Source organism: Jeotgalibacillus sp. ET6, from assembly GCF_029667115.1.
GTDB lineage: Bacteria > Bacillota > Bacilli > Bacillales > Jeotgalibacillaceae > Jeotgalibacillus.
This window is the reverse complement of sequence record NZ_JARUIU010000002.1, coordinates 61,731-88,315: the sequence shown is the minus strand read 5'-3', so window position 1 is coordinate 88,315 and position 26,585 is coordinate 61,731. Positions and strand designations below refer to the sequence as shown.

The following is a 26,585-nucleotide window of genomic DNA, read 5'->3' as shown; positions in this document are numbered from 1 at the left end:
AAATTCAAAACTACTTTACGGTCCATATGTAACGAGTTTTAGCCCTGTATGTTTCTGAAGGCTCAAGCTTTGTAGATGGAAATGAAGGTTCATGAACGGCATTCGGGAAATTTTGTGTTTCAAGACAAAGAGCCATATGCTTTTGTGTTTCACAGCCCCGAACAGTCATGTCCGCATCCATTTGATTTCCAGAATAAAATACAACTGCTTTCTGATCCGTTTCAATTGTCAATGTCCGGCCTGATACCGGCTCGTTTACGACAATTTCCTGATTAAAATTTTCATCCAGCACGAGCGGGTGATCAAATCCGTTTCCGCCTATTTTAATTTGCTTATCATCCGAATTGATACCCGATGCAAGCGTCTTTTTGCTTCTGAAGTCAAAGGCTGTTCCTTCAACAGATGCCAGTTCGCCTGTTGGAATTAGGTTGTCTTTTAAGGGAAGGTAACGGCTTGCTTTTAGCTGCAATTCATGATCAACCACCGATTTGCTCAGGTCGCCGTTCAAATTAAAATAGGAATGATTAGTCATGTTAACAATCGTCGTCTGGTCGGTGGTTCCTTCGTATTCAATCTCGAGTGTATCATCCTCAAGCAGCCGGTAGATGACCTTCAATTCAAGTGTTCCGGGGAAACCGCCTTCCAGATGAGGGCTTGTACGCGTGAAGACAAGCTCCTGATTTTCACCAATGGTTCCCTTCCATATCCTTTTATCAAATCCCTGTTCTCCGCCATGAAGGGTGCTTTCCCCCTCATTTGCTTCGAGGTCATATGATTTTCCATTCAGCTCAAAAGCAGCCCTGTCGATCCTTCCAGCCACACGGCCAATTACAGCACCAAAGTAAGGAGACTTGGTAAGGTACGGTTCAAATTCGTCAAATCCGAGTACGATATTTTCATAGACTCCGTTTCGATTCTGAGCTGTCCACTTCGTAATAATACATCCGTAATTTAATACCGTTACTTCCATGCCGTTGCTGTTTTTCATGGTATATTGAATGACTTCTTCTCCATTATGTCCAGCTACTGTCTGTGTCTCAATAAGATTCATCGGTTTCCCTCTTTTCAATTAAAGTAATTCCATTTTATCCTACTAATACCTTCTATGACAAAATCTCATGAGCACCTTCACCAACATCAGCTGTATAAAAAGAGGCGTCCAGGCCGCATTCTTCTTTATAATGGTCGTTTAGCCTGCTTATAAAGTCTTTCATATGTGTATTTTTAACAATCGCGATCGCACATCCCCCGAATCCTGCCCCAGTCATTCGAGCCCCGATGACTCCATCCTGCTTCCAGGCAAACTCAACGATTGTATCCAGCTCTTTTCCGGTTACTTCGTAGTCATTTCTTAAGGAGCGGTGTGATTCATTCATTAACTGTCCAACCGCCTTCAAATCTCCTGATTTAAGCTGCTTCAGCGCTTTTTCAGTTCGTTCATTTTCATAGATAACGTGGCGGGCCCGCTGAACAAGCGTTTCAGTTGAAAGATACTGCTTAAACTTCTCAAACTCAGCAGAAGATATATCGCCTAACGCATCAGCTTGAACATAGGGCTGCATTTCTTTTAATGCCTGCTCACATTCAGCTCGCCTTTCATTGTATTTAGATGAGGCCAGCTCTCTTCTTTTGTTGGTGTTGATGATGACAATCTGTTCATTTTGTAATTGAAGGGGAGCGTACTCATAATCCAGCGTGTCGCAGTTTAGCCAGATTGCATGGCCTTTTTTTCCCATTCCGATCGCAAATTGGTCCATAATCCCGCTGTTTACACCGATGTATTCATTTTCTACTTTTTGACACAGCTTAATTAAGTCAATCCGGTCTATCTCAAATTGAAATAGTTCCTGCAGCATGACCCCGGTTGCTAATTCAATGGAAGCAGAAGAAGAAAGTCCAGCTCCATTTGGAATGTTTCCATAGAATAATACTTCGAATCCGGTTGTCATTTCCATGCCGTTTTCCAGCAAGAGCTTTGTCACTCCAGACGGATAATTCGCCCAGCCTTTAGTTTCATCGTACTCAAGGTCATCTAGCGAAAGTTCAACGATGCCTTCTTCCTCAAAATTCAAAGAAATCATGCGAATTTTCCTGTCATTTCGTTTCCTTGCCAATGCGTATGTACCGTTTGTTATGGCTAAAGGAAATACATTTCCCCCATTGTAATCCGTGTGTTCCCCTATTAAATTAATCCGTCCCGGAGCAAAAAAGCATTGCTCTGGGTTCGTATGAAAATAGTTATTAAATGAGTTCCTTAGCGATTCCAATTCCATCGCAAACCCTCCTTCACCTTTCAGTATTTCATCCGCTCAATTGAAAACGATTACAACTTCATTTTAAGTTAAATTCAGTTAAAGTCAATAAATATACTAATATTTTTAGTAAAAAAATAAAGGTAAAAAATTTTTTTATTCCTTTTAATTTCCTTTAATTTCTTCTATAACCCTTTACTTTATAAGGAAACAGTGTCAGGAATCATCAGAAAATTTACTTTCTAAATCTATTAAGCTAGCCTTTTCAGTGTTGACAACGCTTGCAAAGTTCGATAAGTTAGTTTTAGTTAATTCGTAAATTTATTAACTAAAATTTAGTAAGGGGGATTACAATAAATGTTGAAAAAACCTTTTATGGCTTTATCTGCCGTTGCCCTTCTTTCCGGTCTGGCTGCCTGCAGTAATGATTCCGGTGAAAATGAAAGCGCTGACAGCGGCGGTACTCAGACTCTATCATTCTGGGCTCCGTTCTCAGGACCCGATGGCCCGCAAATGGAAGAAATCGTGAACTCGTTTAATGATTCTCAGGAAGATGTTCAAGTAGATATGCAGATTGTGCCTCAGTCAGAGTATTATACGACAGTCGATCTATCACTTAGCGGCCAGCAGGAATCACCCGATGTTCTAATTATGCACGGTGACCAAATTCCAACGTACGCTGCACAAAATATTCTAAAGAATGTAGATACCATCGTGGGAGATACGATTAGTCAGGATGACTATCATCCGACTGCATGGGATGGCGTGGAAGTAGACGGCAACCTTTACGGTGTTCCTCTTGATATTCACCCTCTTATGTTCTATTACAATAAAGATATGTTTGAAGCAGCTGGTCTTGACCCTGAAGCACCGCCTACCAACCGTGAAGAGTTTGTAGACATGGCTAAACAGCTTACCAATGAAGAAGCCGGCGAATGGGGCTATGCAGTACCTACTCTATGGCCGCAGCAATTCATCTTCCCAACCATTGTTTATCAAAATGGAGGCGAGCTCGTCACTGATGAAGGCTCCACAGCAAACTTTGCTTCTCCTGAAGCGGTTGAAGCACTTGAGTTTCTATCGAGCTTAATTTATGAAGAAGGCGTTTCTCCTGAAAATGTTCAGCAGGATGGAGAATTGACTTTATTCCTTCAAGGAAAAAGCGCTATGCATATGAATGGTCCATGGATGCTGAGCCAATTTGAAGATTCCGATCTTAACTTTGGTGTTGCACCGGTTCCTCAGCTTGGAACGGAAACAGAAGCTGTATTTGCAAACTCTCATAACTTTGTTATCCCGGAAACTGTTCAGGATGAAGGTAAATTAGAAGCGATTTCAACATTCCTGAACTATGTTGCCGACAACGGACAAGCGTGGGCTGAATCCGGCCAGGCGCCTGTTTCAAAAGCGGTATACGAAAGTGATGAATTTAATGAAATGAAGCAGCAGCCGCAGGTAGCGAAGCAATTTGATTATGCTCAATTTTCACCAAACGTTGAAAACTGGGGACCGCTTTCTGATCCTCTATACAGCGCAATCAATGAAGTTCTGCTTGGATCCATGGAAGCTCAGGAAGCATTGGAGCAGGCGCAGCAAGATGCACAAAGCAGATTAGAATAGTAATAAAAAAGGCAGGAGTGGGTGCGTCGCACTCTTGCCTTTTCCTATCTTAGCTTTAATAGAAAGAAGGTTATAAGATGAAATCAAAAAAAATGTCTGCTTTTACATCGTTTTTGTTCGTTCTGCCTTATTTGATTATGTTTACCTTGTTTCTGGTTGTACCTTTAATCTACGGCGTTTACATCAGTTTTCATGACTGGAATCTGCTTTCACCGATCCATCCTTTTGTTGGCGGTGAAAATTATGCGCGGATCTTTACTTCAGGAACCTCAGAAAATCGTATTTTTCTAAACGGCTTAACGAATACACTTCAATTTGTTGTTTACAGTGTGCCGCTTCTTGTCATTATCGGACTTGCTTTAGCCATGCTTGTAAATAGTTTACCTATGAAAATTCGCGGCTTTTTCAGAACCGCTTACTTTATTCCGTATGCCGTTTCCGTTTCCATTATTGCTGTGTTATGGCTGTGGATGCTGGATACAAATTCCGGTCTCGTTAATCAGGCTCTGGAAGGTTTGGGGCTTAGTGCGATTCCCTGGTTGACCAAGCTTCCTTATGCTTGGATTTCTCTTGTCATCGCAACGGTTTGGTGGACGATTGGTTTTAATATGATCATTTTCATTAATGCTCTAAATGAAGTGTCAGAGGAAATGTATGAAGCAGCTAATATCGATGGTGCTTCAAGCTGGCAGAAGTTTATTCATATCACGCTTCCTTCGATCAGACCAATCATGATTTTTGTCATCATTACTTCCACCATTGCTTCCTTTAATGTATATGGACAGCCATATTTGATGACACGAGGAGGTCCTGGAGAATCAACAGAAGTTTTGTTGATGGGAATTGTCCAGCAGGCCTTTGAACTTCGCCAAATGGGCGCAGCTTCTGCAATGGCTATGCTCATGTCCTTGATTATGATCAGTATTTCAGTCGGCCAGTTTTTATTAACAAGAGGAAAAAAGCGAAAGGGTGAAGAACATGCGTAATAAAAAGAAAAATATTCTGCTGATTGTCCTTGCTTCCATCCTTGCTGTAGCATTCCTGATTCCTCTTTTATGGATGCTGTCCACTTCATTTAAAAGTGATTTTGAAGCCATTGGAGGCAGTACCTTTTTACCGCAGGAATTCACTCTTGCCAATTACACCAGTACACTCTTTAATGACTCTGTACCGGTTTTCAGATGGCTGTTTAACTCCCTCTTCGTAGGAATAGCAGGCGTCTCCATCGTCCTCACGATTGACGCGATGGCTGCGTATGGACTTGCCCGTTTAGATGTACCGTTTAAAAAAGTTCTTTTCCCTTTGTTTGTCAGCACATTGATGATTCCCTGGGTTATCACGTTCCTTCCGCTTTATCAGCAATTCAGTAATTTGGGCTTGCTTAATACATACGCGCCGCTGATTCTTCCTTATTCAGCCAATGCATTTGGCGTGTTCCTGCTTTATCAGTTCTTTCGGTCCTTTCCAAAAGAATTGGAGGAAGCTGCCCGGATGGATGGAGCAAATAAGTGGCAGATTTTCGTTAGGGTCGTACTGCCCTCAGCACGTCCAATATTGGCCACACTGGCAATCTTTACGTTTATGAGCATATACAACGATTTCCTATGGCCTTTAGTCACCACAAGCACTCCTGACATGCGGACAGTCACAACAGGGATCGCCATTATGCAGCAGGGAAGTTTTGTTTCTTCTTATGGAAAACTTATGGCGTTAACCACGCTTGCCACTCTGCCTATTTTAGTTGTGTTCTTAATTGGTCAAAAGTCGTTTATCAAAGGCATCACGCAATCAGGTATCAAATAATACCCCATATCCAGTCCACCCACTCGAACACATGAGCCTGCGGCGGGCTGGATTTTTTAAAAGGAGGAAGAGTTTGTGAAAAAGTTTATTGTCCCAGGTATTGTTTTACTAGCTGTTATCATTGGAGGTGTTGTATTTGCCATGAATGATCAAAATGGCTCTTCCGCACAAACTGAAGACACATTTTACAATCCGGTGCTGCCTGACGGGGCTGATCCCTGGATGGTAAAGCATGACGATTACTATGTTTATACACAAACGACCGGGTTTAATGTAACGATATGGAAAACGGATGATCCCACTTCATTGGCAAATGCAGAATCAAGGGTGATCTGGGAACCTGAATACGGCACACCAAACAGTCAAAATATCTGGGCGCCAGAAGTTCATTTTCTGGATGGCAAATGGTATGTCTATTATGCAGCCAGCGGAGTCGGCTCAGAGCATCGGATGTTCGTTCTAGAATCGGAAACAGATGATCCTTTCTCTGATTACACGGATCTTGGTCAAATCACCGATCCAGCAGACAAATGGGGGATAGATGGCACAGTTATTGAGCAGGGAGATGAAAAGTTCTACGTTTGGTCAGGCTGGGAAGGCGATGAAAATGTCAGCCAGCTGATTTATATCGCCGGCATGTCAGATCCGGCCACACTCAATACAGAACGAGTGGAGCTATCCCGACCTGAGTTTGAATGGGAGACAAGAGGCGGTTCTCCTTCCATCAATGAAGGTCCTCAAATCCTGGAATCAGATGATCATATTCACATCGTCTATTCAGGCAGCGGCAGCTGGAGTGACTTTTATAATCTTGGAATTTTGACTGCTTCTAAGGATTCTGATTTATTGGATCCGGCATCGTGGAGCAAAAAAGAAGAACCTGTATTCCAAAGCGGCAATGGCGTTTTTGGACCAGGTCATGCCTCTTTTACCAAATCACCGGATGATTCTGAGGACTGGATTGTTTATCATGCTGCCAAAGCAGAAGGATCCGGTTGGAGCCGCAATGTACGCATGCAGCCTTTCACCTTCGATGAAGATGGTTATCCTGAGTTTGGCGAACCAGTTTCTGCTGACGAACCTATTCCTCTGCCTGCTGGAAGCGAAGAAAAAATATACAGGATCTCAGCAGAAGAAATGGAATCCGAAGCAGCGCGTGAAGAGGAATTTATTCGTTTGACTGCGGGAGATTCTGTTCAATTAGAATTTGACGCTCCTAAAGACGGGACCTATACTCTTTATCTTTATGGAGAAAATCAGCAGGAGGTTTCCATGAATGGAACCATTCAGGAGGATGCACCTTTTAAAGTTTTTAAGGCAGCCAACGATGGTTCTGCCGAATCATTTGGAATGACTTTTACCACAGTCGAGCTTGAAAGCGGCTCAAACACCATTGATCTTGAGGTTCAAAACGGGGAAATTCTGCTGCACCATGTAGACCTCAGGGAATAAAGAACAAAGATGAGGCTGGTACAAAAGTGTCTCAGCCTCTTTGACCGATTCGCTGCGCTTCAGGCTTACGCTTTCAGCAGGGACGGCGCTGAGCCTTTCCAGGGCGTTGCCCAGTTTAGTCTCAGCTTGCCGTCATATCCTGTGCATGGAGTCGCCACCTTCCGCTCCTCTCACCTCTTTATAAAGATTAACTAGGTTTATAAATTTTTTTTAGTTTTGTTCCAACCCCGTCTTTTTTAAACAATAACGTATGTTTATTTCTCTTGCACAATACTAACCTCTTGATCTGTCACTGTCCCCTGATGAAAATAAAGCTGCCATCTGCCGTCGATTTTTTTCCATATGGAGCTGCGAAGCGTATTGCGCTGACTTGTATGATTCGCAATAAGATAAGTGGAGAGCACCAGACTTTCTGAAAGAGGATGGATTTCGTATTGATGGATGGACATTTCGGCTTGAGATACTCCGTCATCCAGGCACTCCTGCTTTGTAAACATCCCGCCGGAACTGCCGATCTCAAAAAAGTCATCTGCCAGAATTTTGTCCAGTTCTTCTCTGCTTTTCCGGACTTCCGGATTAATATGCCATTCTTCGAGTTCCTTAAATTTGCTTTTTAATAATTCGTTCACGTATACTCCTCCTTTCCTCTTTTCGATTTCGTTGCTGGTCCCTTTTAATCCTTCTTTAACCTGAAAAAAGCCTCCTGGGAATCCCAAGGGCTTCTTTTTGTGGCTAACTCACCAGCATCCTGATGGCAATGCCTATTAAAATACTGCCTCCGATCACTTCGCTGTAGCGGCCGACTGTATGTTTCAGTACTTGTCCTATTTGAAGACCGATTAAGGTCATAAAGCTCGCAAAAAACCCAAATAAAATGACGGCAATCCAAGTTTCGGATTGGTTAATGCCAAGAGAAATTCCTACCGATAAACTATCTACACTGACTCCAAATGCAAATACAATCCAGCGCACCCATGACATCATCATAACAGGAACGGTTCTGCCCACCATTCCAGAGCGAATCATTTGCAGACCGACTGCAATCAGCAGTGCCACTCCGACCCAGCTGATGGTGTGAGAAAGCGCACCTCCAATTAAAATGCCAATTATCGGCATAATGATATGAAACAGCCCGACCAGCATACTGCCGCTCCATTTTTTTCGATTGGTTACTCCCTGTGAGCCTATCGCAATACTTGCTGAAAATGCATCCATCCCAAGGCCAATGGCCAGCCAAATAATGAGGTCCACAACATCCCCCTCTCCCCTGCTCCTACATTGACTTTATGCGTTTAGCAGGAAATGAAGAACACGTGAACTGCTTTTTAAAGCAGCACATCTTTGTCAGGACAGCTGCTCACGCTCTTTTTATTGGGCTGTGTTAATTTTATAGTCGATTTCAAAAATAAAAAGAGAATGTCTAAGCTTCTTTGACCGGTTCGCTCCGCTTCAGGTGGACGCTTTCCGCAGGGACGGTGCTGAGCCTTCTTGGGCTTCGCCCTGCGAAGTCTCAGCTTTCCGTCATATCCTGCTGGAGTCGCCACCTTCCACTCCGCTCTCCTATTACTATTAATAAATATATCCTCATTTTTAAACTCTTTTGAGTTTTGTCCCAACCCCTTCCTTATTGTTGAATCGAAATTATTATGTGGATGTAACTACGTTAAAGTTATTTTAAATATCTCTTTAAGAATATCTATCGCCCTCACTACCTTAGTAAGTCTTTGGTCATTTATAGAGAACAAGCGTTAAAAAATTTACGATTACCGTTGACCTTTAGCATTTCCTATCCTCAAAAGAAAAAAGCTTCCTGCAATCAGAAGCTTGTTGAATCGTTTTTTTCGATCAGCCATTTATGACCTGCCGCTTTAACTAGGCGATTCATAATGGCCACCCCAATTCCTCTCAGTTCCACACTTTGCGCAAGGATAATGTCAACCGCTTCGTTATCAAAGGCACGAATGCTTTCGTAAAGTGAGTGAGCGGTTGTGGATAAATCGTCTTCTCTCCCGCAGGCTACCATAAAATCAGCCTGCATATGACTGATCGTTTCCATGGGAGCCAAGAGACCGACTTTTTTGCCGTCCTGCTGAAAGGCCACGATGGTTTCCTGCAGCCATAGATCTGACCCTTTCGTAATATATAAAGGAGCGACCGGGGCGTAATGAGTGTATTTCATTCCTGGTGATCTTGGCTGTTCTGCTTGCTCGTCAAGGGACGGGTCCACATCCACAGGTCCGATGCAGGCGGTAAGCTCTTCATAGGAGATGCCCCCTGGCCGCAGTATCATCGGCGGTGTGACAGTACAATCCAGCACCGTGGATTCGACTCCTACTCCGGTCTCCCCTCCATCCACAATGCCTGTGATCCGGCCGTTTAAATCATGATAAACATGTTGTGCAGAAGTGGGGCTTGGTTTTCCGCTCCGGTTGGCACTAGGGGCTGCTACCGGCTTTTGAGCTGCTTCTATCAGCGCAAGAGCGACTGGGTGGTCTGGCATGCGGATTCCTACCGTATTCAGTCCAGCTGTCACTTTCTCTGAAAAGACGCCTTCTTTTTTTGTAAAAATCAGCGTGAGCGGACCGGGCCAAAATTGTTCAATCAGGGCTTGGGAGATGTTATCCACATGTTGAACGAGATCGGAGAGTTGGTTGGTGGAGTAGATATGAACAATCAGAGGGTTATCAGAGGGTCTTCCTTTCGCTCTAAAAATACCGCTGACAGCCTGGTCGCTCGTTGCATCCGCGCCAAGCCCGTAAACTGTCTCTGTGGGGAAGGCAATTGTGTGACCATCGCGTAATAATTGTGCTGCTTCTTTTATCTGTGGATAATCATTATTTTTATCCACATTTTTATCCACACTCCACATCGTGGTATTCATGTGAATCAACTCCTAAACTATTTTATAATTTTACGTTATTCTTTACGTTTATAGTGAATTTCTTTAATATACTGTGGAGGTCTCTCAAATTATTAGTATATTATACTCGTTTTAATCAACAGGACTGTTACGGTTGTCCACAAAGTGTGTATAACTTTCTTAGGATTGTGCACAACTTTGTGAATAAATCAGCTTAATTCCGACTTATCCACTTAATTAACCAGCAAGTCCCATCCTTTTTGAAACCAGTTGACGATTATGGAATCTACTACCACTTCTTCATCACGCAGATCTTTTTTAGGGGATAAGTCTGATTCACAGTCTTTTTCTTCCTCCACATCTGCGGCTTTTGCTTTTTTAATCAGTACTTGTCCACAAAGATCCGGGAAAATAGAACACCACCAGTTTGTCCCCTGGCCTTCTCCAAGTGTCACGATCACCGTATCGAAGACACCTTCAGCATACACGCCATCCTCCGTGTGTTTCTCAGGAAAACGGTGCTTTTCAAATCTCACAGTAGCAGAATAAGAAAAACCGTTTGCTTTTAGTTCCTGCTGAACGAGCTTTTCCCACTTTTCCACATGATCTTCCAGCTTTTCGCTGAGCTCTTCTCTTTCCCACAGATTATCCCCAGCAAGTGTTTGAAGAATTTGGTCCTGAACAAGTAGATAAACTGATTCTTTTATTGCAAGATCCTGTGCTTCATCACTGTTTGCAAGTACCCGAAACCGGATATCCTGGTCTGCATGAGCTTCCGCTGTCTGCACCGGGACTAATAATGAACTTGATAGAATGGTTGCGACAAGCCACTTTGTTTTCATCGTCGTTCCTCCACAAGGTTTGTTACACGTCATTGTGGACGAACTTATTCTTTTTTAAACATGAGGCGAAAGTCGACAAAATACCATGCGATCTTTTCCATTTATATCATAGACGACCTCAACATGATCGTTTGGAAAAGCTTCAGCCAGCAGCGCAGACACTATTTGCCCTTGCCCTGCACCGACTTCAAAGCCGATAAGACCCGGCCGATTCATCCGCTCCGGCAGCTGTTCACACATTTTACGATACAAAATCAGTCCTTCTTCATCTGCAAAAAGAGCAAGATGCGGCTCGTGATCCACCACGACCTCAGACATAGACGTAAGGTCGCTGTGAGGAATGTAAGGCGGATTTGAAAGCACCAGATCAAAGGTTTGTTCAGGCTTCAAAGAAGAAAACAGATCACTTTGAATCAACTCAATCTTTGCATTCAAATTTTCTGCGTTCTCTTTTGCTACACGGAGTGCATCATCTGAAAGGTCAGCTCCTGTCACCGTCCAGGATGGCCGTTCGAGCTTCAGTGTCACAGCGATGATCCCGCTGCCGGTACCAATATCTGCAGCTGTTACCTTTTGATCGGTTGCAAATATGGAATCACACCGCTCTAGTGCATAATAAATCAGTTCTTCTGTTTCAGGACGTGGTATTAACACATCCCGATTCACACGAAATGTCCGGCCGTAGAATGACTCTGACCCAATGATGTGCTGAACGGGAATTCCTTCCGCATGTTTTTGGATGGCCTCTTCAAAAAGCTTGAAATCTTCTTCTTCCACGATCTCACGCAATTGCATATAAAGCCTGGTCCGATCCAGTTTAAGAACAAATCGTAATAAAAGCTCTGCAGCAAATGGCTCGCGGTTATGTTCTTCTAAATAAGAAGAAGCCCAATTAAGGGCCTCATAGAGTTTATAGGTTGTCGCCATTATTCATGGACTCCATTCTGGCTGACTGTTCTTCCATAATCAGCGCTTCAATCACTTCATCCATTTTACCTTGCAGAATTTGATCAAGCTTTTGAATGGTCAAACCGATTCTGTGGTCGGTTACACGGTTTTGCGGGAAGTTGTAAGTACGGATTCGCTCTGAACGGTCACCGGATCCGACGGCAGATTTACGAACAGCATCATACTCCGCCTGTGCTTCCTGCTGAAATTTGTCGTACACCCGGGCACGAAGCAGCTTCATTGCTTTTTCTTTGTTTTTGATTTGAGATTTCTCGTCCTGAATAGATGCAACGATTCCTGTAGGGACGTGCGTTAACCGGACGGCAGACATTGTCGTATTAACAGACTGCCCGCCTGGTCCGCTTGAAGCAAATGTATCCACGCGGATGTCTTTTTCGTGGATTTCGATTTCCACTTCCTCTGTTTCCGGAAGGCAGGCTACAGTCGCCGTTGACGTGTGAATACGTCCGCCGGATTCTGTTTCTGGAACACGCTGTACGCGGTGGGCCCCATTTTCAAATTTCATATGAGAATAGGCGCCATTTCCATTTATGATAAAAATGATTTCTTTGTAGCCGCCAACACCTGTTGAGCTCGCTTCAATGACTTCAATTTTCCAGCCTCGTGTTTCAGCATATCGGCTGTACATGCGGTATAAGTCACCGGCAAATAAAGCCGCTTCATCTCCTCCAGCTGCTCCACGGATCTCCATGATTACGTTTTTATCGTCATTCGGATCTTTAGGAATTAAAAGAACATGAAGTTTTTCTTCCAGCTGCTCAATTTCTTTAGCCAGCTCGTTCACTTCTTCCTTTACCATTTCGCGCATGTCAGCATCAAGCTTCTCATTCAGCATTTCTCTGGCTTCTTTATGCTGCTGGTACACTTCTTTATATTGACGGTAGGTTTCAACCGTTTCAGTCATATCCGACTGTTCCTTTGAGTATTCACGAAGTTTATTCGTGTTGTTTACTATTTCAGGGTCACTCAGCAATTCATTTAGCTTATCGTAGCGGTCTTCTACCGCTTGTAATCGATCGAACATATCTCTTCACCTCTTTAGTTAGTATATCCGATGGCTGATGGGTAGACAATGATTTTAGCGGAAATGGGCGGTTTGCCTGATGCAAAGGCAGAGCAAAGTCTTCTTTATATGAAAAGACTCCCCTGAAAAAGAGAGTCACTTCATTGAATAATCATGTAAAATAAATCGTTATTTTTGAGAGTGCTTAAGAATTTTATACCCATAAGACGGCAGCACGACAGATTCCGGGACAGGTTTTTCATCGAGCAAGTCGATATACATTTCCTTTTCAAGCTGGAGTGTCTGAGACTGATTTGTAAAGTTCATCAGAAAAATAAATTCATTTCGGCCATCACAGCGTTTTTGAGCAGTGACGCCATATGGAAGTTCCGTTTCAATGGTTCTTTTTATTTTATGCTTGCGGATGATTGACAGAAGAAAGTCCGTGTAAAATGGTTCCTGATTTCGTGACGCAGCATAGTAGGCGGTTCCGCTTCCGAAATGATTCTCAGTTAATGCGGGTCGGCCCTGATAAAAATCATGCTCGTAATAAGCAATCGCTTCTGCTCCTTCAAGATGGATCAATTCACATAATTCATGCACTTCATACATTCCCGTTAACTGGAGTGAATTATCGTCTGTCAGCCTGATTTGATTTTTTTCATGATCATATAAAGCATCGATTTCTTCGGACCAGATGCCAAGCGTTTTGCGAAGCGGTCCCGGAAATCCGCCTAAAAAACAAAGGTCGTGTTCATTCACAATGCCCGACCAGTAGGTAGTGACAAAAATTCCGCCCGCTTCTACGAACGCTTCGATTTTTTCTCCTGCTCCGGCTCTCAGCATATAAAGCATGGGAGCGATGATCAATTTGTAGCGGGACAAATCACATTCCATGTCAATGATATCAACAGGGATTCCTTCGTCCCATAATGGTTTGTAATGCCGTCGGATCTGCTCCTCATAGTGCATTCCGCTATTGCGCGGCCCCTGTGCGTCGTTGATCGCCCATCTGTTTTCCCAATCAAACAGGATGGCTGTTTCCGGCTGAACCGAGGTCCCTACGACCTCATCCAGTTTCTGAAGCACGCCGCCAAGCTGGGATACTTCTTGAAACACCCGTGTATTTTCACTGCCGTAATGGTCTACAACCGCACCGTGCAGCTTTTCACTCGAGCCTCTGCTTTTGCGCCACTGAAAATATTGAACGGTATCAGAGCCGTGCGCCACTGCCTGTATAGACGAGAGCGCGTGCATGCCCGGCTTTTTCAGCTTGCTTACCTCCTGCCAATTCGTTGCACTTGGCGTACTTTCCATAAGCATGAACGGCTTGCCATTCTTAATAGAGCGCTTTAAATCATGCAGAAGCGAAAACCATGCAGCAAGCCTGCTTTCGTCCCTTTCATCATGCCAGGTTGGGTACGCATCCCAGGACACCACATCCACCGACTCTTTAAATTTCCAATAATTAAGACCTTCATATGCTTCCATGAAGTTTGTAGTTACCGGCAGATCCAGGCTGTGTTTTTTTAAGGCGTTTACTTCATGATTTAAAAAATCCAGGGTTTGATCTGTCACGAATCGCTTCCAATCCAGGTTCATGCCGTGCACGAAATTCTCACCATGCGGCGCAGGAGACTCCACCTGTGACCAGTCAGTAATCGTATGACTCCAAAAGGTTGTCCACCATGCATGGTTCAGCTCTTTTAAAGAAGCGTATTTCTTTTGCAGCCATTCCCGAAATGCATTTTGGCAATAGGTGCAATGACAATCTCCTCCATATTCATTTGAGATATGCCAGCCTATAACGGCGGGATGATTCCCGTATCTCTCTGCCAGTTTCGTGTTTATACTCTCTATTTTATCCCTGTAAACTGGCGACGTATAGCAATGATTATGTCTGACTCCATGTAAATTGCGCACTCTGTTTTTTTCGACACGGAGCACTTCGGGATATTTTTGCGACATCCAGGCTGGCCTCGCTCCACTTGGGGTGGCAAGAAAAGCGAAGAGTCCATTCTCTGCGAACGTATCGAGTACATGATCCAGCCATTTGAAATCAAATGTGCCCTCCTCCGGTTCAAGCATCGCCCATGAAAAAATCCCAACAGACATCACATTGCAATTAGCCAGCTTCATTAAACGGATATCTTCTTCAAACACCTCTGGATACTCAAGCCATTGTTCCGGATTATAATCGGCTCCGTGAAGCATCTTCGGGATTTTTGAACTTATCGGGGGAAATGTAGTCATCACACTCATCCTTTCTGGTTAAAGCGCTTACTTTTCCCTTTTAACTCACCTGTTAAAAGGGATTTATATGTATCTTGTTGTTGGTTATCCACAAACTTCTGTAAGATCAGTTTACCACACCTATCCTGTTTCTTTGTTTATCTTATTAAGAGGAACCGGTACATTTCTTTTCCAGGAGGATGCTTTTTTGGGGTGTTTAATGGGTTAAGAGAAAAAATAATGATACTAAAAAGAGCTTGGGACAAAGTGTCTCAAGCTCTACTGGTTCACTGCGCTTCAGGTGGACGTTTTCCGCAGAGAGTCGCTACCTTCCGCTCCGTTCACCTCATACTATTGATCAATGCTTCCTCATTTTCTTTGAGATTTATGCCAGGCTCTTTTTAATATCTCTATTTTGAAGTTGAGGTTTGAGAAACGGTTACACCCGTCGGAACTTCATGGTGGTGTCGGCAGCGGGGTTCATAAGCTTCCGATGCTCCTACTAATATAACCGGATCATCGTAGCCTGCCGGCCGTCCTTCAATCAGACGCTGCGTTCTGCTTGCCGGTGAACCGCATACCGCGCACACTGCTTGTAATTTTGTTACTTGCTCTGCCAGTGCCATAATATGAGGCACAGGTCCAAACGGCTCTCCTTTAAAATCCTGATCAAGACCGGCCGCCACGACACGGTACCCCTGGTCTGCCAGCTGTGTAATGACATCAATGATGCCGTGGTCAAAAAACTGAACTTCATCGATCGCAATCAGATCTGCTTTCGCTGTTACCTGGTCGAGAATTTCAGAGGAATCCTCAACCGGTACTGCGATCACAGAGGCTCCATTATGGGATACGATTGCTTCTTCACTATATCTGTCATCCAGTTTTGGCTTAAATACCAATATATGCTGTCTGGCAAACTGCGCTCTTCGAACCCGTCGAATCAATTCCTCCGACTTCCCTGAAAACATACTGCCGCAAATAACCTCAACCCAACCTGTCTGTTTCATTACATACACCAGAAATCAGCTCCTTCCTTGCTGTTGCTCTTGCTTTACAGCACTAAAGGGGCATGGCCCCTTTAGTGGTTTATATCACTGCCAATTTTTGCTCATGCCACACATCTTCAACTGAAAAGATCTATGTATAAAAGAAAAGAATGAGCTCCTTGCTTTTTTGTACGCAGGAGTCATTCGCCTGTTGTTTAATTGCCTGTTATTCATTTTAAGGGGTTGAATGGTAAGCGGCAAGGGGTTTTTTTGACCCTTTTCGACGCAATTTTTCTTTATTTTCCCCAAATTGACCGTAAAAAAACAGGCAAGAAGTTTCTTGCCTGTTCTGATATTACTGTTGCTTAAGACCGTATTTTTTGTTGAAGCGATCAACACGGCCATCCGCTGCTGCGAATTTCTGACGGCCTGTGTAGAATGGGTGACATTCCGCACATACCTCAACGCGAATGTCTTCTTTCACAGAACCAGTTTCAAATTCGTTACCGCAAGTACATGATACCTTTGCGAGTTTGTAATTTGGATGAATTCCTGCTCTCATCTCTTTCATCTCCTTCCGCCCTGAACCATCTGGAACAGAGTAAGTACTTACTATACTACCATGTAGTCATGCGCTGTACAAGCACAATGCTTACATTATATCAGGGGTGAATCGGTTAATCAATACATGTTATTTATTTCGTGAGGATCCGTTGGACTGATGGGTCTTCATCTCGTCTGTCAGCGTATCAAAAAATTCATCATTGGTTTTGGACAGGCGCAGTTTACGCATAAAACGTTCAGCGAAATCATGCGAATCAGACAGCGCACGACGGATGGCCCAAAGCTTATCCAAATGGCCCGCCGGTACGAGAAGCTCTTCTTTACGCGTACCGCTTCGGCGGATATCGATCGCCGGGAAAATACGGCGTTCAGCCAGGTTGCGGTCAAGATGAAGCTCCATATTTCCTGTACCCTTGAATTCTTCATAAATGACTTCATCCATCCGGGAACCGGTGTCCACAAGAGCAGTGGCAAGAATGGTTAAGCTGCCGCCTTCTTCAATATTCCGCGCTGCACCAAAGAAGCGCTTCGGACGATGAAAGGCTGCAGGATCAATTCCTCCTGAAAGAGTACGGCCGCTTGGCGGGATGACAAGATTGTAGGCACGCGCAAGCCGAGTAATGCTGTCCATCAGGATAATCACGTCGCGCTTATGCTCCACTAAACGCATGGCACGTTCAAGGACCAGCTCGGCTACTTTGATGTGATTTTCAGGAACTTCATCAAAGGTAGAGCTTACTACGTCCGCCTGAACGGAACGCTCGATATCCGTTACTTCCTCAGGACGCTCATCGATTAAAAGAACGATTAATTCCGCTTCTGGATGGTTCGTGGTAACCGAGTTGGCAATTTCTTTTAACAGCATAGTTTTACCAGCTTTTGGCGGTGCAACAATTAATCCCCGCTGGCCAAATCCAACAGGCGAAACAAGATCCATGATTCGAGTTGAAAGTGATTTAGGCTGCGTTTCTAATGTGATCTGACGGTCCGGATAAAGCGGAGTCAAAGCAGGGAAATGAACCCGCTCCTTTGAAGTTTCCGGATCATCTCCGTTTACAGCTTCAACATGAAGAAGTCCAAAATACCGCTCATTCTCTTTTGGCGGACGTACTTTCCCTGATACTTTGTCCCCGTTTCTCAGATCAAATCTGCGGATCTGGGAAGCTGAGATATAAATATCCTCTGAGCTTGGCGAATAATTAATCGGGCGAAGGAAACCATAGCCTTCTGATTGAATAATTTCAAGAACGCCTTCCATAAAAAAGAAGCCTTCCTGCTCAGCACGGGATTTTAATATTGAAAAGATCAATTCTTTTTTTGTCAGTTTACTATAATAGGACACCCGATATTCTTTAGCTAATTCATATAACTCTTTTAGCTTCATATTATCAAGTGACGACATTTTTAATTCTTCCATAAGGACACCACACTTTTTAAATTTTTAGTTCTCTAGCCATACGTTCTGCTGGTTTGGTAGTAAATAAGGGTAAGGGCGTGTTGCTAGAAGAAAAGAGGTTGAATGATTAAAACGTTGAAAAAACATGAAGATTATTTAAGCCATATCTATTCTACCTGTTATCGGGCTGACAATCAATCAAAAAAAGAAAAGAGCTTCGATTGGCGTGCAAGTCCGAAGCTCGTGGTCTGTTTAAAGAAGATGCTTTTGTTTTAAAAATGGATCTATTTCGACAGGTAATGGCTATTCTTGACGGATAAGTACTGCATTATACAGTACAGTCTTGCTCCTTACGATTTCATTACAAGATTCGGTTTTTTATTTAAACTGTGATTTCCTTCAATAAAACGAACAGTTCCAGACTTGGCACGCATAACAAGGGAGTGCGTTTCACCGTAAGTGGCTTTAAACTGAACTCCTTTTAAAAGCTCCCCGTCCGTCACACCGGTGGCAGCGAAAATCGCATCGTCTCCACGGACTAAATCTTCCATTAATAAGACTTTATTAACGTCAAGATTCATGGCACGGCATCGTTCTGCTTCCTCTTCATTTTGAGGAAGAAGCTTTCCTTGAATTTCTCCACCGAGGCATTTTAAACCAACAGCTGCAATGACGCCTTCAGGTGCGCCACCTGAACCAAAAAGGATATCCACACCGGTGGCATCAAATGCCGTGTTAATGGCACCGGCTACATCGCCATCTCCTATCAGTTTAATTCTTGCGCCTGCGCTGCGAAGTTCTTCAATTATTTTAGCATGGCGATCACGATTTAAAATCGTTGCCACCACATCTTCAATATTTTTGTTTTTTGCTTTTGCGACTGCTTTAAGATTGTCCAATACAGACGCATTAATATCAATTTGACCAACGGCTTCAGGGCCGACAGCGATTTTATCCATGTACATATCCGGTGCATTCAGCAGGTGACCATGATCAGCTACGGCTAAAACAGCTATAGCATTCCAGCCTCCAGATGCGACAATGTTGGTGCCTTCAAGAGGATCTACTGCAACATCCACTCTCGGTCCGTATCCAGTGCCAAGCTTTTCCCCAATGTAAAGCATGGGTGCCTCGTCCATTTCCCCTTCTCCAATGACAACTGTGCCTTTCATTGGAATGGTGTCGAATACGTCTCTCATGGCAGTGGTCGCCGCATCATCTGCTTCATTTTTTAATCCGCGCCCCATCCATCTTGCAGATGCAAGGGCTGCTGCTTCAGTCACACGAACAAGCTCCATTGATAAACTGCGTTCCATCTCCCCATCCCCTTTAACTTGTTTCTCGGGGATTAGTATAACACATTAAGGGTTTAATGTGTCATACTTTTAAAGCTATTGATTTTTCACTTGTTCAAGCTCTTCTTCTGTCATGGCTTCCCGCCAGATCACTGCGCCAAGTCCTGTGAGCTTTTCAATGAGGTCACTATATCCTCTGTCTATATGCTCAAGGCCCGTTACTTCCGTGACGCCTTCTGCCATCAGCCCTGCAATGACAAGAGCGGCACCTGCCCGCAAATCGGATGCTTTGACCCGGGTGCCTTGCAGTTTGGATGGTCCATATATAATAGCTGAGCTTCCTTCAGTCTTAATATTGGCATTCATTCTTCTTAATTCATCAATATGTTTAAAGCGTGCAGAATAAATTGTATCCGTTACTAAAGCAGTCCCTTCCGCTTTTGTAAGCAGAGCCGTCATAGGCTGCTGGAGATCGGTTGGAAACCCTGGATAAACCAGCGTCTTAATATCCACTGAACGAAGTTTATCTGACTTTCCAATGTAGATGTCTTCATCACTTTCTTCAATTGGTACACCCATTTCCCGAAGCTTGGCTGTCAGGGACTCCATATGAAGCGGGATCACATTTTCAACCGTTAGTCCGCCTCCGGCTGCTGCTCCCAGAATCATGTATGTACCTGCCTCGATGCGGTCAGGAATGATGGTGTGTCTTGTTCCGGAAAGTGAATCTACGCCATCAATCCGAATGATGTTGGTTCCCGCTCCTTTGATCTTTGCCCCCATATTATTTAACAGGGTCGCTACATCTATAATTTCAGGTTCCTTCGCTGCATTTTCAATCACGGTTTGACCAGTTGCCCGGACAGCTGCAAGCATAATATTAATGGTGGCGCCAACGCTGACCACATCAAGGTAAATCCTTGCACCTTTTAATTCATCCGCTCTAAGATAAATGGCACCCTGCTCGTTTGTTACGGTTGCACCAAGGGCTTCAAAGCCTTTGATATGCTGATCGATCGGACGGGGTCCAAGGTGGCAGCCTCCAGGAAGTCCAATGGCTGCTTTTTTAAAGCGTCCAAGCATTGCTCCCATCATATAGTAGGAAGCCCGCAGTTTTTTCACACGTCCGCTCGGCAATGGCATCGCAACCATGCCTTCCGGGTTTACATGCATTTCTCCGTCGCTGACTGTTACCTCTCCACCGATTTCCTCGAGAAGCTCTTTCAGTGTCTGAACATCTGAAATATCAGGAAGACCTTCAATAACGGTTGGTGAATCAGCTAAAATAGTTGCTGGAATTAGTGCCACTGCGCTGTTCTTAGCACCGCTTACTTTAATTCTGCCTTTTAAAGGGTGGCCCCCTTCAATCTTAAGTTTTTCCATCGTAAAGCTCCTTCCCCTGTTCCATTAGGCGCAACTGAGCCAGCTTTTTATAGGACGGCTCATAGCGTACTTGATCACACACTCGAGATGAAAATTGCTTTTCCGTTAGTGTGCGCACTCTTCTTTCTAATCATGTGACAGAATTGAGTGAACAGGTAAAAAATTTATTTCTGTTTGTTCCAATCGTTTAAAAATGCTTCAATTCCTGAGTCGGTTAATGGATGATTAAATAATTGCTTTAATACTTTTATTGGGCAGGTGGCAATATGCGCACCATTTAGCGCTGCCTGGGTAACATGCTGAGGATGGCGGATGGACGCGGCGATGATTTCTGTGTCAATATCGTGTATGGCAAAAATATCAGATATTGTATTAATCAGCTGCATGCCGTCATGTCCAATGTCGTCCAATCTTCCAAGGAAAGGAGATACATATGAAGCACCTGCACGGGCTGCCAGCAGCGCCTGATTCGCATTAAAAATCAGTGTCACATTTGTTTTAATGCCTTTCTTTGCAAACGCAGCCGTCGCTTTTAAGCCGTCTGGTGTCATGGGGACTTTAACCGTAATATTTGGGGCGATTTGAGCCAGTTTTGTTCCTTCTTCGATCATGCCCTCTGCTTCCAGCGAGATGACTTCTGCACTGACAGAACCTTCCACAAGCTCCGTGATTTCTTTCAGCCGGTCATGAAACGATATGTTTTCTTTTGCCACCAGCGATGGGTTCGTTGTGACCCCCGACACAATCCCCCAGCTGTGTGCTTCTGTTATTTCTTCCATATTAGCTGTATCAATAAAAAACTTCATTTTATCCCATCTCCCCTTGTTGGTTTACATAGTTCAAATTTTCAAAATACGGCAGGTACAGGAAAAGCTGACCCTGTGAAATTGCCAGTTCTAATTGAAAAGGCACGGTTTTGCCATGCTTGTCCTTTATCCTTTAGTACCTGGTTTAATTCCCAGTGTCAGCTTTTTTATTCCTCAGTACGGCTATAATCATTCATCTGCTGTTCATGAAGATGATGCTCAAGCCCAACCGTTGTCCCCTGTAATTCTTATGCCTGGTTTGAAGAACCAAATTCACGCATTTTTCCTGCAACAGTCGTTTTAATTGCTTCACGAGCCGGTCCAAGATATTTACGTGGATCATACACTTCAGAATCGTTCGCAAGCACTTCACGGACTACTTTTGTAGAAGCAATCTGATTTTCAGTGTTTACGTTGATTTTTGCTGTTCCGTATGAAATGGCTTTTTGGATATCCTTAGTTGGAATTCCAGTACCTCCGTGAAGAACGATCGGAACTTGTGCTTCGCGTCCGATTTGTTCCATTTCAACGAATCCAAGGTTTGGTTCACCTTTGTAAGGACCGTGAACTGAACCAAGAGCCGGAGCCAATGTATCAATTCCAGTACGTTCTACAAGCTCTTTACATTCGATTGGATCTGCATAGATAACGCCGTCTGCGATGACGTCATCTTCCTGTCCGCCGACAACTCCAAGCTCAGCTTCAACAGAAACGCCTTTAGAGTGAGCGTACTCAACCACTTTTGATGTGATTTCGATGTTTTGTTCGAATGGTCCGTGAGACGCATCGATCATGACAGATGTAAAGCCTGCATCAATCGCTTCTTTACACTTTTCAAAGCTTGAACCGTGGTCCAGATGGATCGCAACTGGAACCGTGATTTTCAGATCTTCCAAAAGACCTTCAACCATTTTTACAACGGTTTTAAAACCGCTCATATAACGTGCTGCACCTTCAGAAACACCAAGGATAACAGGTGATTTTTCTTCTTCAGCTGCTTGAAGAATTGCTTGAGTGTACTCAAGATTATTCAGGTTAAATTGTCCTACAGCATATCCTTTTTCTTTTGCTGTATTCAACATGTCAGTCATTGAGACTAATGGCATAATCGAAACTCCTCCTTGAAATATGTGTTTAATCACACACTGCTGCACGAAAAACTTTCATGCACCCAGCATCTATTTTCCATAGTATCATACCAAAAGAAACAGCATTTGACTACGCTTGCGCCTCACCTGGTAAAAGAAACAAAATTCGGGATATTCCTACTTATCACCCTGTATGCTGTAAATATTTTTTCACAAGCTGTCGAATATCCTCGATATCAAAAGGCTTGGCAATATGCGTAAGCGCTCCCAAATCTTTCGCTTCCTGAATCATATCCAGTTCCCCATATGCTGTCATAATGACAACCTTGATGTCTGCACGCTGTTTTTTCATTCTTTTCAGGATCTCGATTCCGTCCATACCCGGAATTTTCATATCGAGCAAAACAAGATCCGGATGCTCATTCAGTAAAGAAAGTGCTTCGTAGCCGTTCGCTGCCTGAAACGTTTTATACCCCTCTTTATTCAGCACTTCGTTTAATAAAATCCGAATGCCGAACTGGTCGTCCACGATTAAAATCTTTTCCTCCACGATCTCCACCTCTTTAACCAGATTATCCCTTTTCTATGTATCTCTTTGTTTTTATTTTCACCCTGTATTATGGTACATTCTACAAATAAAGTACAGTTCCTTCTTTAGGGCTGGAATATGACTAAAAACCTTATTACATAATTCGACAAAAACACTGGAGGAATGACGTTTATGTTAAAAATGTTTACCACTCAGCTCTCGGGTCTATTCTCCCGGCTGCAGGGAAAAGAAGAACTGTTAATGGAGGATGCTGCCCGTCTTCTTGCTCAGGCTGCTGTCGGTGAGGGCACAATTTATATTAAAGGCTTTGAAGAAATGCAGGGTGTGGCAGAGGAAGCGCTGAACGGTGCGGAACCCATGGCATGTGCGCTGGAACTTCAGAACGTCGAAGATCTTGACGGCGCTGACAGGGTGCTGATTGTAACGAGGCGTTCTACAGATGAACCAGCCCTATCACTTGGACAAAAGCTAAAGGACAAGCAAATTCCATTCACGGTCATTTCAGGTGTGGTGAAAGAAGCCGAAAACGATTTAACCAGTCTTGCCGATGTCCATTTAAATACTCAGCTGGTGAAAGGCATGCTGCCGGATGAAGATGGAAACCGGTTTGGTTTTCCATCACTGATGGCTGCTTTGTATTTGTATCACGGGCTAAAGTTTTCACTTGATGAAATGATTGTTGAAAATGAATAGACAAAAAAAGAGCTTGGGACAAAAGTGTCTCAAGCTCTTTGACCGGTTCGCTGCGATTCAGGAGGACGCTTTCCGCAGGGACGGCGCTGAGCCTTCTTGGGCGTTGCCCTGCGAAGTCTCAGCTTGCCGTCATGTCCTGCAGGAGTCGCAACCTTCCGCTCCGTTCACCGACTTACAAATGCTATAAACTGCAACATCTTATAACACCAATCAAGCGGCTTTACTTAAATGATAATTATTGTTTAAGGGTTGCCTGGACGAAATCCCTGAACAGCGGCTGTGGACGCGTTGGACGGGAAGTGAATTCCGGGTGGAACTGGCAGGCTACAAACCATGGGTGGTCTGCCAGTTCGATAATTTCCACTAAACGGCCATCCGGGCTTGTTCCTGAGAATAGGAATCCTTCTTTTTCCATCTTCTCACGGTACTGGTTATTAAATTCAAAACGGTGGCGATGACGCTCGTATACAACTTCTGAGTTATACGCTTCACGTGCTTTCGTTCCGCCATTCAGTTTACATGGGTAAAGGCCAAGACGCAGTGTTCCTCCAAGATCTTCAATATCTTTTTGCTCAGGAAGCAAATCAATGATTGGGAAAGGAGTAACCGGGTTAATTTCTGCTGAGTGGGCACTTTCAAGTCCAAGTACATTTCTTGCAAATTCAACAGATGCCAGCTGCATGCCGAGGCAGATTCCGAAAAACGGCATTTTCGTTTCACGCGCGAAACGGATTGCTTCCATTTTCCCTTCAATCCCACGGTCTCCAAATCCTCCAGGCACCAGGATGCCGTCTACATCGCTTAACTCTTCTGCAATATTTTCCGCGTTCAGCAATTCAGAATTCAGCCATTTGATTTCTACGTCTACATCAAACTGATAGCCCGCATGCTTCAACGATTCTACAACAGAAATGTAGGCATCCTGCAGCTCTACATATTTACCAACAAGAGCGATTCTTGTTTTACCGGACAGATTCCGTACCCGGTCTACAAGTTCATTCCACTCCGTCATTTCAGGCTCACGCACATCCAGTTTCAAATGCTCGCATACAATGCTGTCCATTCTCTGAGCCTGCAGGGCAAGCGGCACAGCATATAAGGTATCTGCGTCAGCTGCTTCAATGACTGAAGCTTCATCGATATCGCAAAAAAGAGCGATTTTATCTTTCATGTCTTGTGAAATCGGCATTTCTGTACGCACAACAATAATATTCGGCTGGATCCCAAGGCTGCGGAGCTCTTTTACACTGTGCTGCGTCGGCTTCGTTTTCATTTCACCGGCTGCCTTAATATAAGGGACAAGCGTACAGTGGATATACATGACGTTGTCACGGCCGACATCACTCTTAATTTGACGGATCGCTTCAAGGAACGGAAGTGACTCGATGTCTCCCACTGTTCCCCCAATTTCCGTGATCACTACATCCGCATTTGTTTCACGGCCCGCACGGTAAACGCGTTCCTTCAGTTCGTTGGTAATATGAGGAATAACCTGCACCGTGCCGCCAAGATAATCGCCCCGGCGTTCTTTTTTCAAGACAGTAGAGTAAATTTTCCCCGTCGTGACATTGCTGTATTTGTTCAGGTTAATATCGATAAAACGCTCGTAGTGACCTAAGTCCAAATCGGTCTCTGCACCATCATCTGTTACGAATACCTCGCCGTGCTGATAAGGACTCATCGTTCCAGGGTCCACGTTGATGTAAGGATCAAATTTTTGAATGGTTACATTTAACCCTCTGTTTTTTAATAGACGTCCAAGGGATGCCGCTGTGATCCCTTTTCCGAGTGACGAAACTACGCCGCCTGTCACGAAAATATACTTTGTCATGCTTTTTCTCCTTTCGATGGTGCCTGTATAATTTAAAATAGGCTTTAACGCCTCATAATAAAGGTGGGAGTTCAATCCATATTGAACGAATAATGACCCGATCCACGTGCAATCGAGTCCTTTTTAAAAAACAAAAAGCGCCCCCTCCTACGTTTAAAAACGCAAGGGAGCGCGAATATCTGCGATTGTTCCTTTTTCAAGGAGCCCAAATAAAATACTACCATCATTCGAAAAATAGTCAAGGATAAAAATAAGGACCTTGTCGAAAACAGGCGGATAAAGTGGAAATTTTCATCTATACTAAAAAAAGCAGAAGAGCACGTCCGCACTTCTGCCATAAAAGATGTTATTTGTTTTCTTCGTCCAAATCGTCTTCTTCGTCTTCTTCGTCCTCATCATCTTCATCAAGATCAAAATCGTCATCCTCGATCAGTTCTTCATCGAAGTCTTCGTCTTCATCTTCTTCATCGATGTCGTCGACGTCTTCAAGATCGTCATCGAGCTCATCGTATACAAGATCTTCTTCTTCGTCATCAAGATCATCGTAATCAAGATCTTCTTCTGCAAGTTTTTTCTTTTTAGACTTGGATTTTAATTTTTTCTTCGTCTGAATTTCACTTGTTACATGCTCATCCTCAACCTGATCAAGCGGATACCACGTACGAAGCCCCCACTGGTCCTCACCGATTGAAATAAAACGGCCGTCCATGTTGAGGTCCGTGTAAAATTGAACCATGTGTGATTTTACATCTTTATCAGTTAAGCCGAGAAGCTTCTTCCACTCATTTAACATTTCCTTAAACGACATCGTCGCATGACGGTCGACTAATAGGTAATGAGAAACTTCTATAAAAGAATATTCGCGGACTTCTTCTTTTGTAAGACTTTTAAGTTCCATTCCCTGCAACTCCTTTTTATCAAATATGCGCGTATACTTCCTTTATCAATAAAGCCTTT

At 43.8% G+C, this 26,585-nt stretch carries 24 protein-coding genes; 5 read left to right on the top strand and 19 right to left on the bottom strand.

Annotated features, from left to right (window positions below):
- Positions 1-10: 10 nt before the first annotated feature.
- The gene (locus P6709_RS05405; protein ID WP_278239881.1) at positions 11-1,051 is read right to left on the bottom strand and encodes an aldose epimerase family protein; all 1,041 of its coding nucleotides are present in this window, start codon (positions 1,049-1,051) and stop codon (positions 11-13) included.
- A 52-nt stretch (positions 1,052-1,103) separates the two neighbouring features.
- Positions 1,104-2,273 (bottom strand): galactokinase, encoded by a 1,170-nt coding sequence (locus P6709_RS05400; RefSeq protein WP_278239880.1) that lies wholly within the window; start codon positions 2,271-2,273, stop codon positions 1,104-1,106.
- Positions 2,274-2,609: 336 nt separating this feature from the next.
- On the opposite strand from P6709_RS05400, the gene P6709_RS05395 reads away from it, so the two are divergent.
- The 4 genes from P6709_RS05395 to P6709_RS05380 all read left to right on the top strand — a co-directional run bounded on the left by P6709_RS05395 (position 2,610) and on the right by P6709_RS05380 (position 7,127).
- The gene (locus P6709_RS05395; RefSeq protein WP_278239879.1) at positions 2,610-3,872 is read left to right on the top strand and encodes an ABC transporter substrate-binding protein; all 1,263 of its coding nucleotides are present in this window, start codon (positions 2,610-2,612) and stop codon (positions 3,870-3,872) included.
- 77 nt (positions 3,873-3,949) lie between these two features.
- On the top strand, positions 3,950-4,858 hold the full coding sequence (locus P6709_RS05390) for a carbohydrate ABC transporter permease (protein WP_278239878.1): 909 nt from the start codon (positions 3,950-3,952) through the stop codon (positions 4,856-4,858).
- A complete protein-coding gene (locus tag P6709_RS05385; protein ID WP_278239877.1) occupies positions 4,851-5,675 on the top strand; it encodes a carbohydrate ABC transporter permease in 825 nt (274 codons plus the stop codon). Before P6709_RS05390 ends, P6709_RS05385 begins: the two co-directional genes overlap by 8 nt.
- Before the next feature lie 75 nt (positions 5,676-5,750).
- Positions 5,751-7,127: a family 43 glycosylhydrolase gene (locus P6709_RS05380; RefSeq protein ID WP_278239876.1), complete on the top strand. Its 1,377-nt coding sequence runs from the start codon at positions 5,751-5,753 to the stop codon at positions 7,125-7,127.
- Between the two features lie 254 nt (positions 7,128-7,381).
- Here P6709_RS05380 and P6709_RS05375 read toward each other — a convergent pair whose 3' ends face one another.
- From P6709_RS05375 to P6709_RS05305, 15 genes are all read right to left on the bottom strand, one after another.
- The gene (locus P6709_RS05375; protein ID WP_278239875.1) at positions 7,382-7,756 is read right to left on the bottom strand and encodes a nuclear transport factor 2 family protein; all 375 of its coding nucleotides are present in this window, start codon (positions 7,754-7,756) and stop codon (positions 7,382-7,384) included.
- Positions 7,757-7,859: 103 nt separating this feature from the next.
- The gene (locus tag P6709_RS05370) at positions 7,860-8,378 is read right to left on the bottom strand and encodes a manganese efflux pump MntP (protein ID WP_278239874.1); all 519 of its coding nucleotides are present in this window, start codon (positions 8,376-8,378) and stop codon (positions 7,860-7,862) included.
- Between the two features lie 565 nt (positions 8,379-8,943).
- Entirely contained in the window at positions 8,944-10,008 is a 1,065-nt protein-coding gene (locus P6709_RS05365; protein WP_278239873.1) for an L-threonylcarbamoyladenylate synthase, read from the bottom strand.
- A gap of 212 nt (positions 10,009-10,220) precedes the next feature.
- Entirely contained in the window at positions 10,221-10,829 is a 609-nt protein-coding gene (locus P6709_RS05360) for a stage II sporulation protein R (protein WP_278239872.1), read from the bottom strand.
- 54 nt (positions 10,830-10,883) lie between these two features.
- On the bottom strand, positions 10,884-11,756 hold the full coding sequence (gene prmC / locus P6709_RS05355) for a peptide chain release factor N(5)-glutamine methyltransferase (protein ID WP_278239871.1): 873 nt from the start codon (positions 11,754-11,756) through the stop codon (positions 10,884-10,886).
- Entirely contained in the window at positions 11,740-12,822 is a 1,083-nt protein-coding gene (prfA, locus tag P6709_RS05350) for a peptide chain release factor 1 (protein WP_278239870.1), read from the bottom strand. The genes prmC and prfA overlap by 17 nt, the downstream gene beginning before the upstream one ends.
- Before the next feature lie 168 nt (positions 12,823-12,990).
- Positions 12,991-15,063, bottom strand: coding sequence for a beta-galactosidase (locus tag P6709_RS05345; protein WP_278239869.1), 2,073 nt, complete (start codon positions 15,061-15,063; stop codon positions 12,991-12,993).
- Between the two features lie 380 nt (positions 15,064-15,443).
- Positions 15,444-16,052 (bottom strand): thymidine kinase, encoded by a 609-nt coding sequence (locus P6709_RS05340; protein ID WP_278239868.1) that lies wholly within the window; start codon positions 16,050-16,052, stop codon positions 15,444-15,446.
- 325 nt (positions 16,053-16,377) lie between these two features.
- Positions 16,378-16,584: a 50S ribosomal protein L31 gene (gene rpmE, locus P6709_RS05335; protein ID WP_041053330.1), complete on the bottom strand. Its 207-nt coding sequence runs from the start codon at positions 16,582-16,584 to the stop codon at positions 16,378-16,380.
- 129 nt (positions 16,585-16,713) lie between these two features.
- Positions 16,714-18,003, bottom strand: coding sequence for a transcription termination factor Rho (gene rho / locus P6709_RS05330; protein WP_278239867.1), 1,290 nt, complete (start codon positions 18,001-18,003; stop codon positions 16,714-16,716).
- Positions 18,004-18,332: 329 nt separating this feature from the next.
- Complete coding sequence (glpX, locus tag P6709_RS05325) at positions 18,333-19,298, bottom strand: class II fructose-bisphosphatase (RefSeq protein ID WP_278239866.1); 966 nt, start codon at positions 19,296-19,298, stop codon at positions 18,333-18,335.
- A 75-nt stretch (positions 19,299-19,373) separates the two neighbouring features.
- The gene (locus tag P6709_RS05320) at positions 19,374-20,660 is read right to left on the bottom strand and encodes a UDP-N-acetylglucosamine 1-carboxyvinyltransferase (RefSeq protein WP_278239865.1); all 1,287 of its coding nucleotides are present in this window, start codon (positions 20,658-20,660) and stop codon (positions 19,374-19,376) included.
- 164 nt (positions 20,661-20,824) lie between these two features.
- Positions 20,825-21,466 (bottom strand): fructose-6-phosphate aldolase, encoded by a 642-nt coding sequence (gene fsa, locus P6709_RS05315; protein WP_278239864.1) that lies wholly within the window; start codon positions 21,464-21,466, stop codon positions 20,825-20,827.
- 248 nt (positions 21,467-21,714) lie between these two features.
- Complete coding sequence (locus P6709_RS05310; protein ID WP_278239863.1) at positions 21,715-22,572, bottom strand: class II fructose-bisphosphate aldolase; 858 nt, start codon at positions 22,570-22,572, stop codon at positions 21,715-21,717.
- Between the two features lie 166 nt (positions 22,573-22,738).
- Positions 22,739-23,104, bottom strand: a complete 366-nt coding sequence (locus P6709_RS05305; RefSeq protein ID WP_278239862.1) for a response regulator — start codon at positions 23,102-23,104, stop codon at positions 22,739-22,741.
- Between the two features lie 171 nt (positions 23,105-23,275).
- Between P6709_RS05305 and P6709_RS05300 the strand changes: the two genes are divergently transcribed.
- Positions 23,276-23,797, top strand: a complete 522-nt coding sequence (locus P6709_RS05300) for a DUF2529 domain-containing protein (protein WP_278239861.1) — start codon at positions 23,276-23,278, stop codon at positions 23,795-23,797.
- Positions 23,798-24,032: 235 nt separating this feature from the next.
- Here P6709_RS05300 and P6709_RS05295 read toward each other — a convergent pair whose 3' ends face one another.
- Both P6709_RS05295 and rpoE read right to left on the bottom strand, forming a co-directional pair.
- Positions 24,033-25,628, bottom strand: coding sequence for a CTP synthase (locus P6709_RS05295; RefSeq protein ID WP_278239860.1), 1,596 nt, complete (start codon positions 25,626-25,628; stop codon positions 24,033-24,035).
- A 346-nt stretch (positions 25,629-25,974) separates the two neighbouring features.
- The gene (gene rpoE, locus P6709_RS05290) at positions 25,975-26,526 is read right to left on the bottom strand and encodes a DNA-directed RNA polymerase subunit delta (protein ID WP_278239859.1); all 552 of its coding nucleotides are present in this window, start codon (positions 26,524-26,526) and stop codon (positions 25,975-25,977) included.
- Between the last annotated feature and the right edge of the window lie 59 nt (positions 26,527-26,585).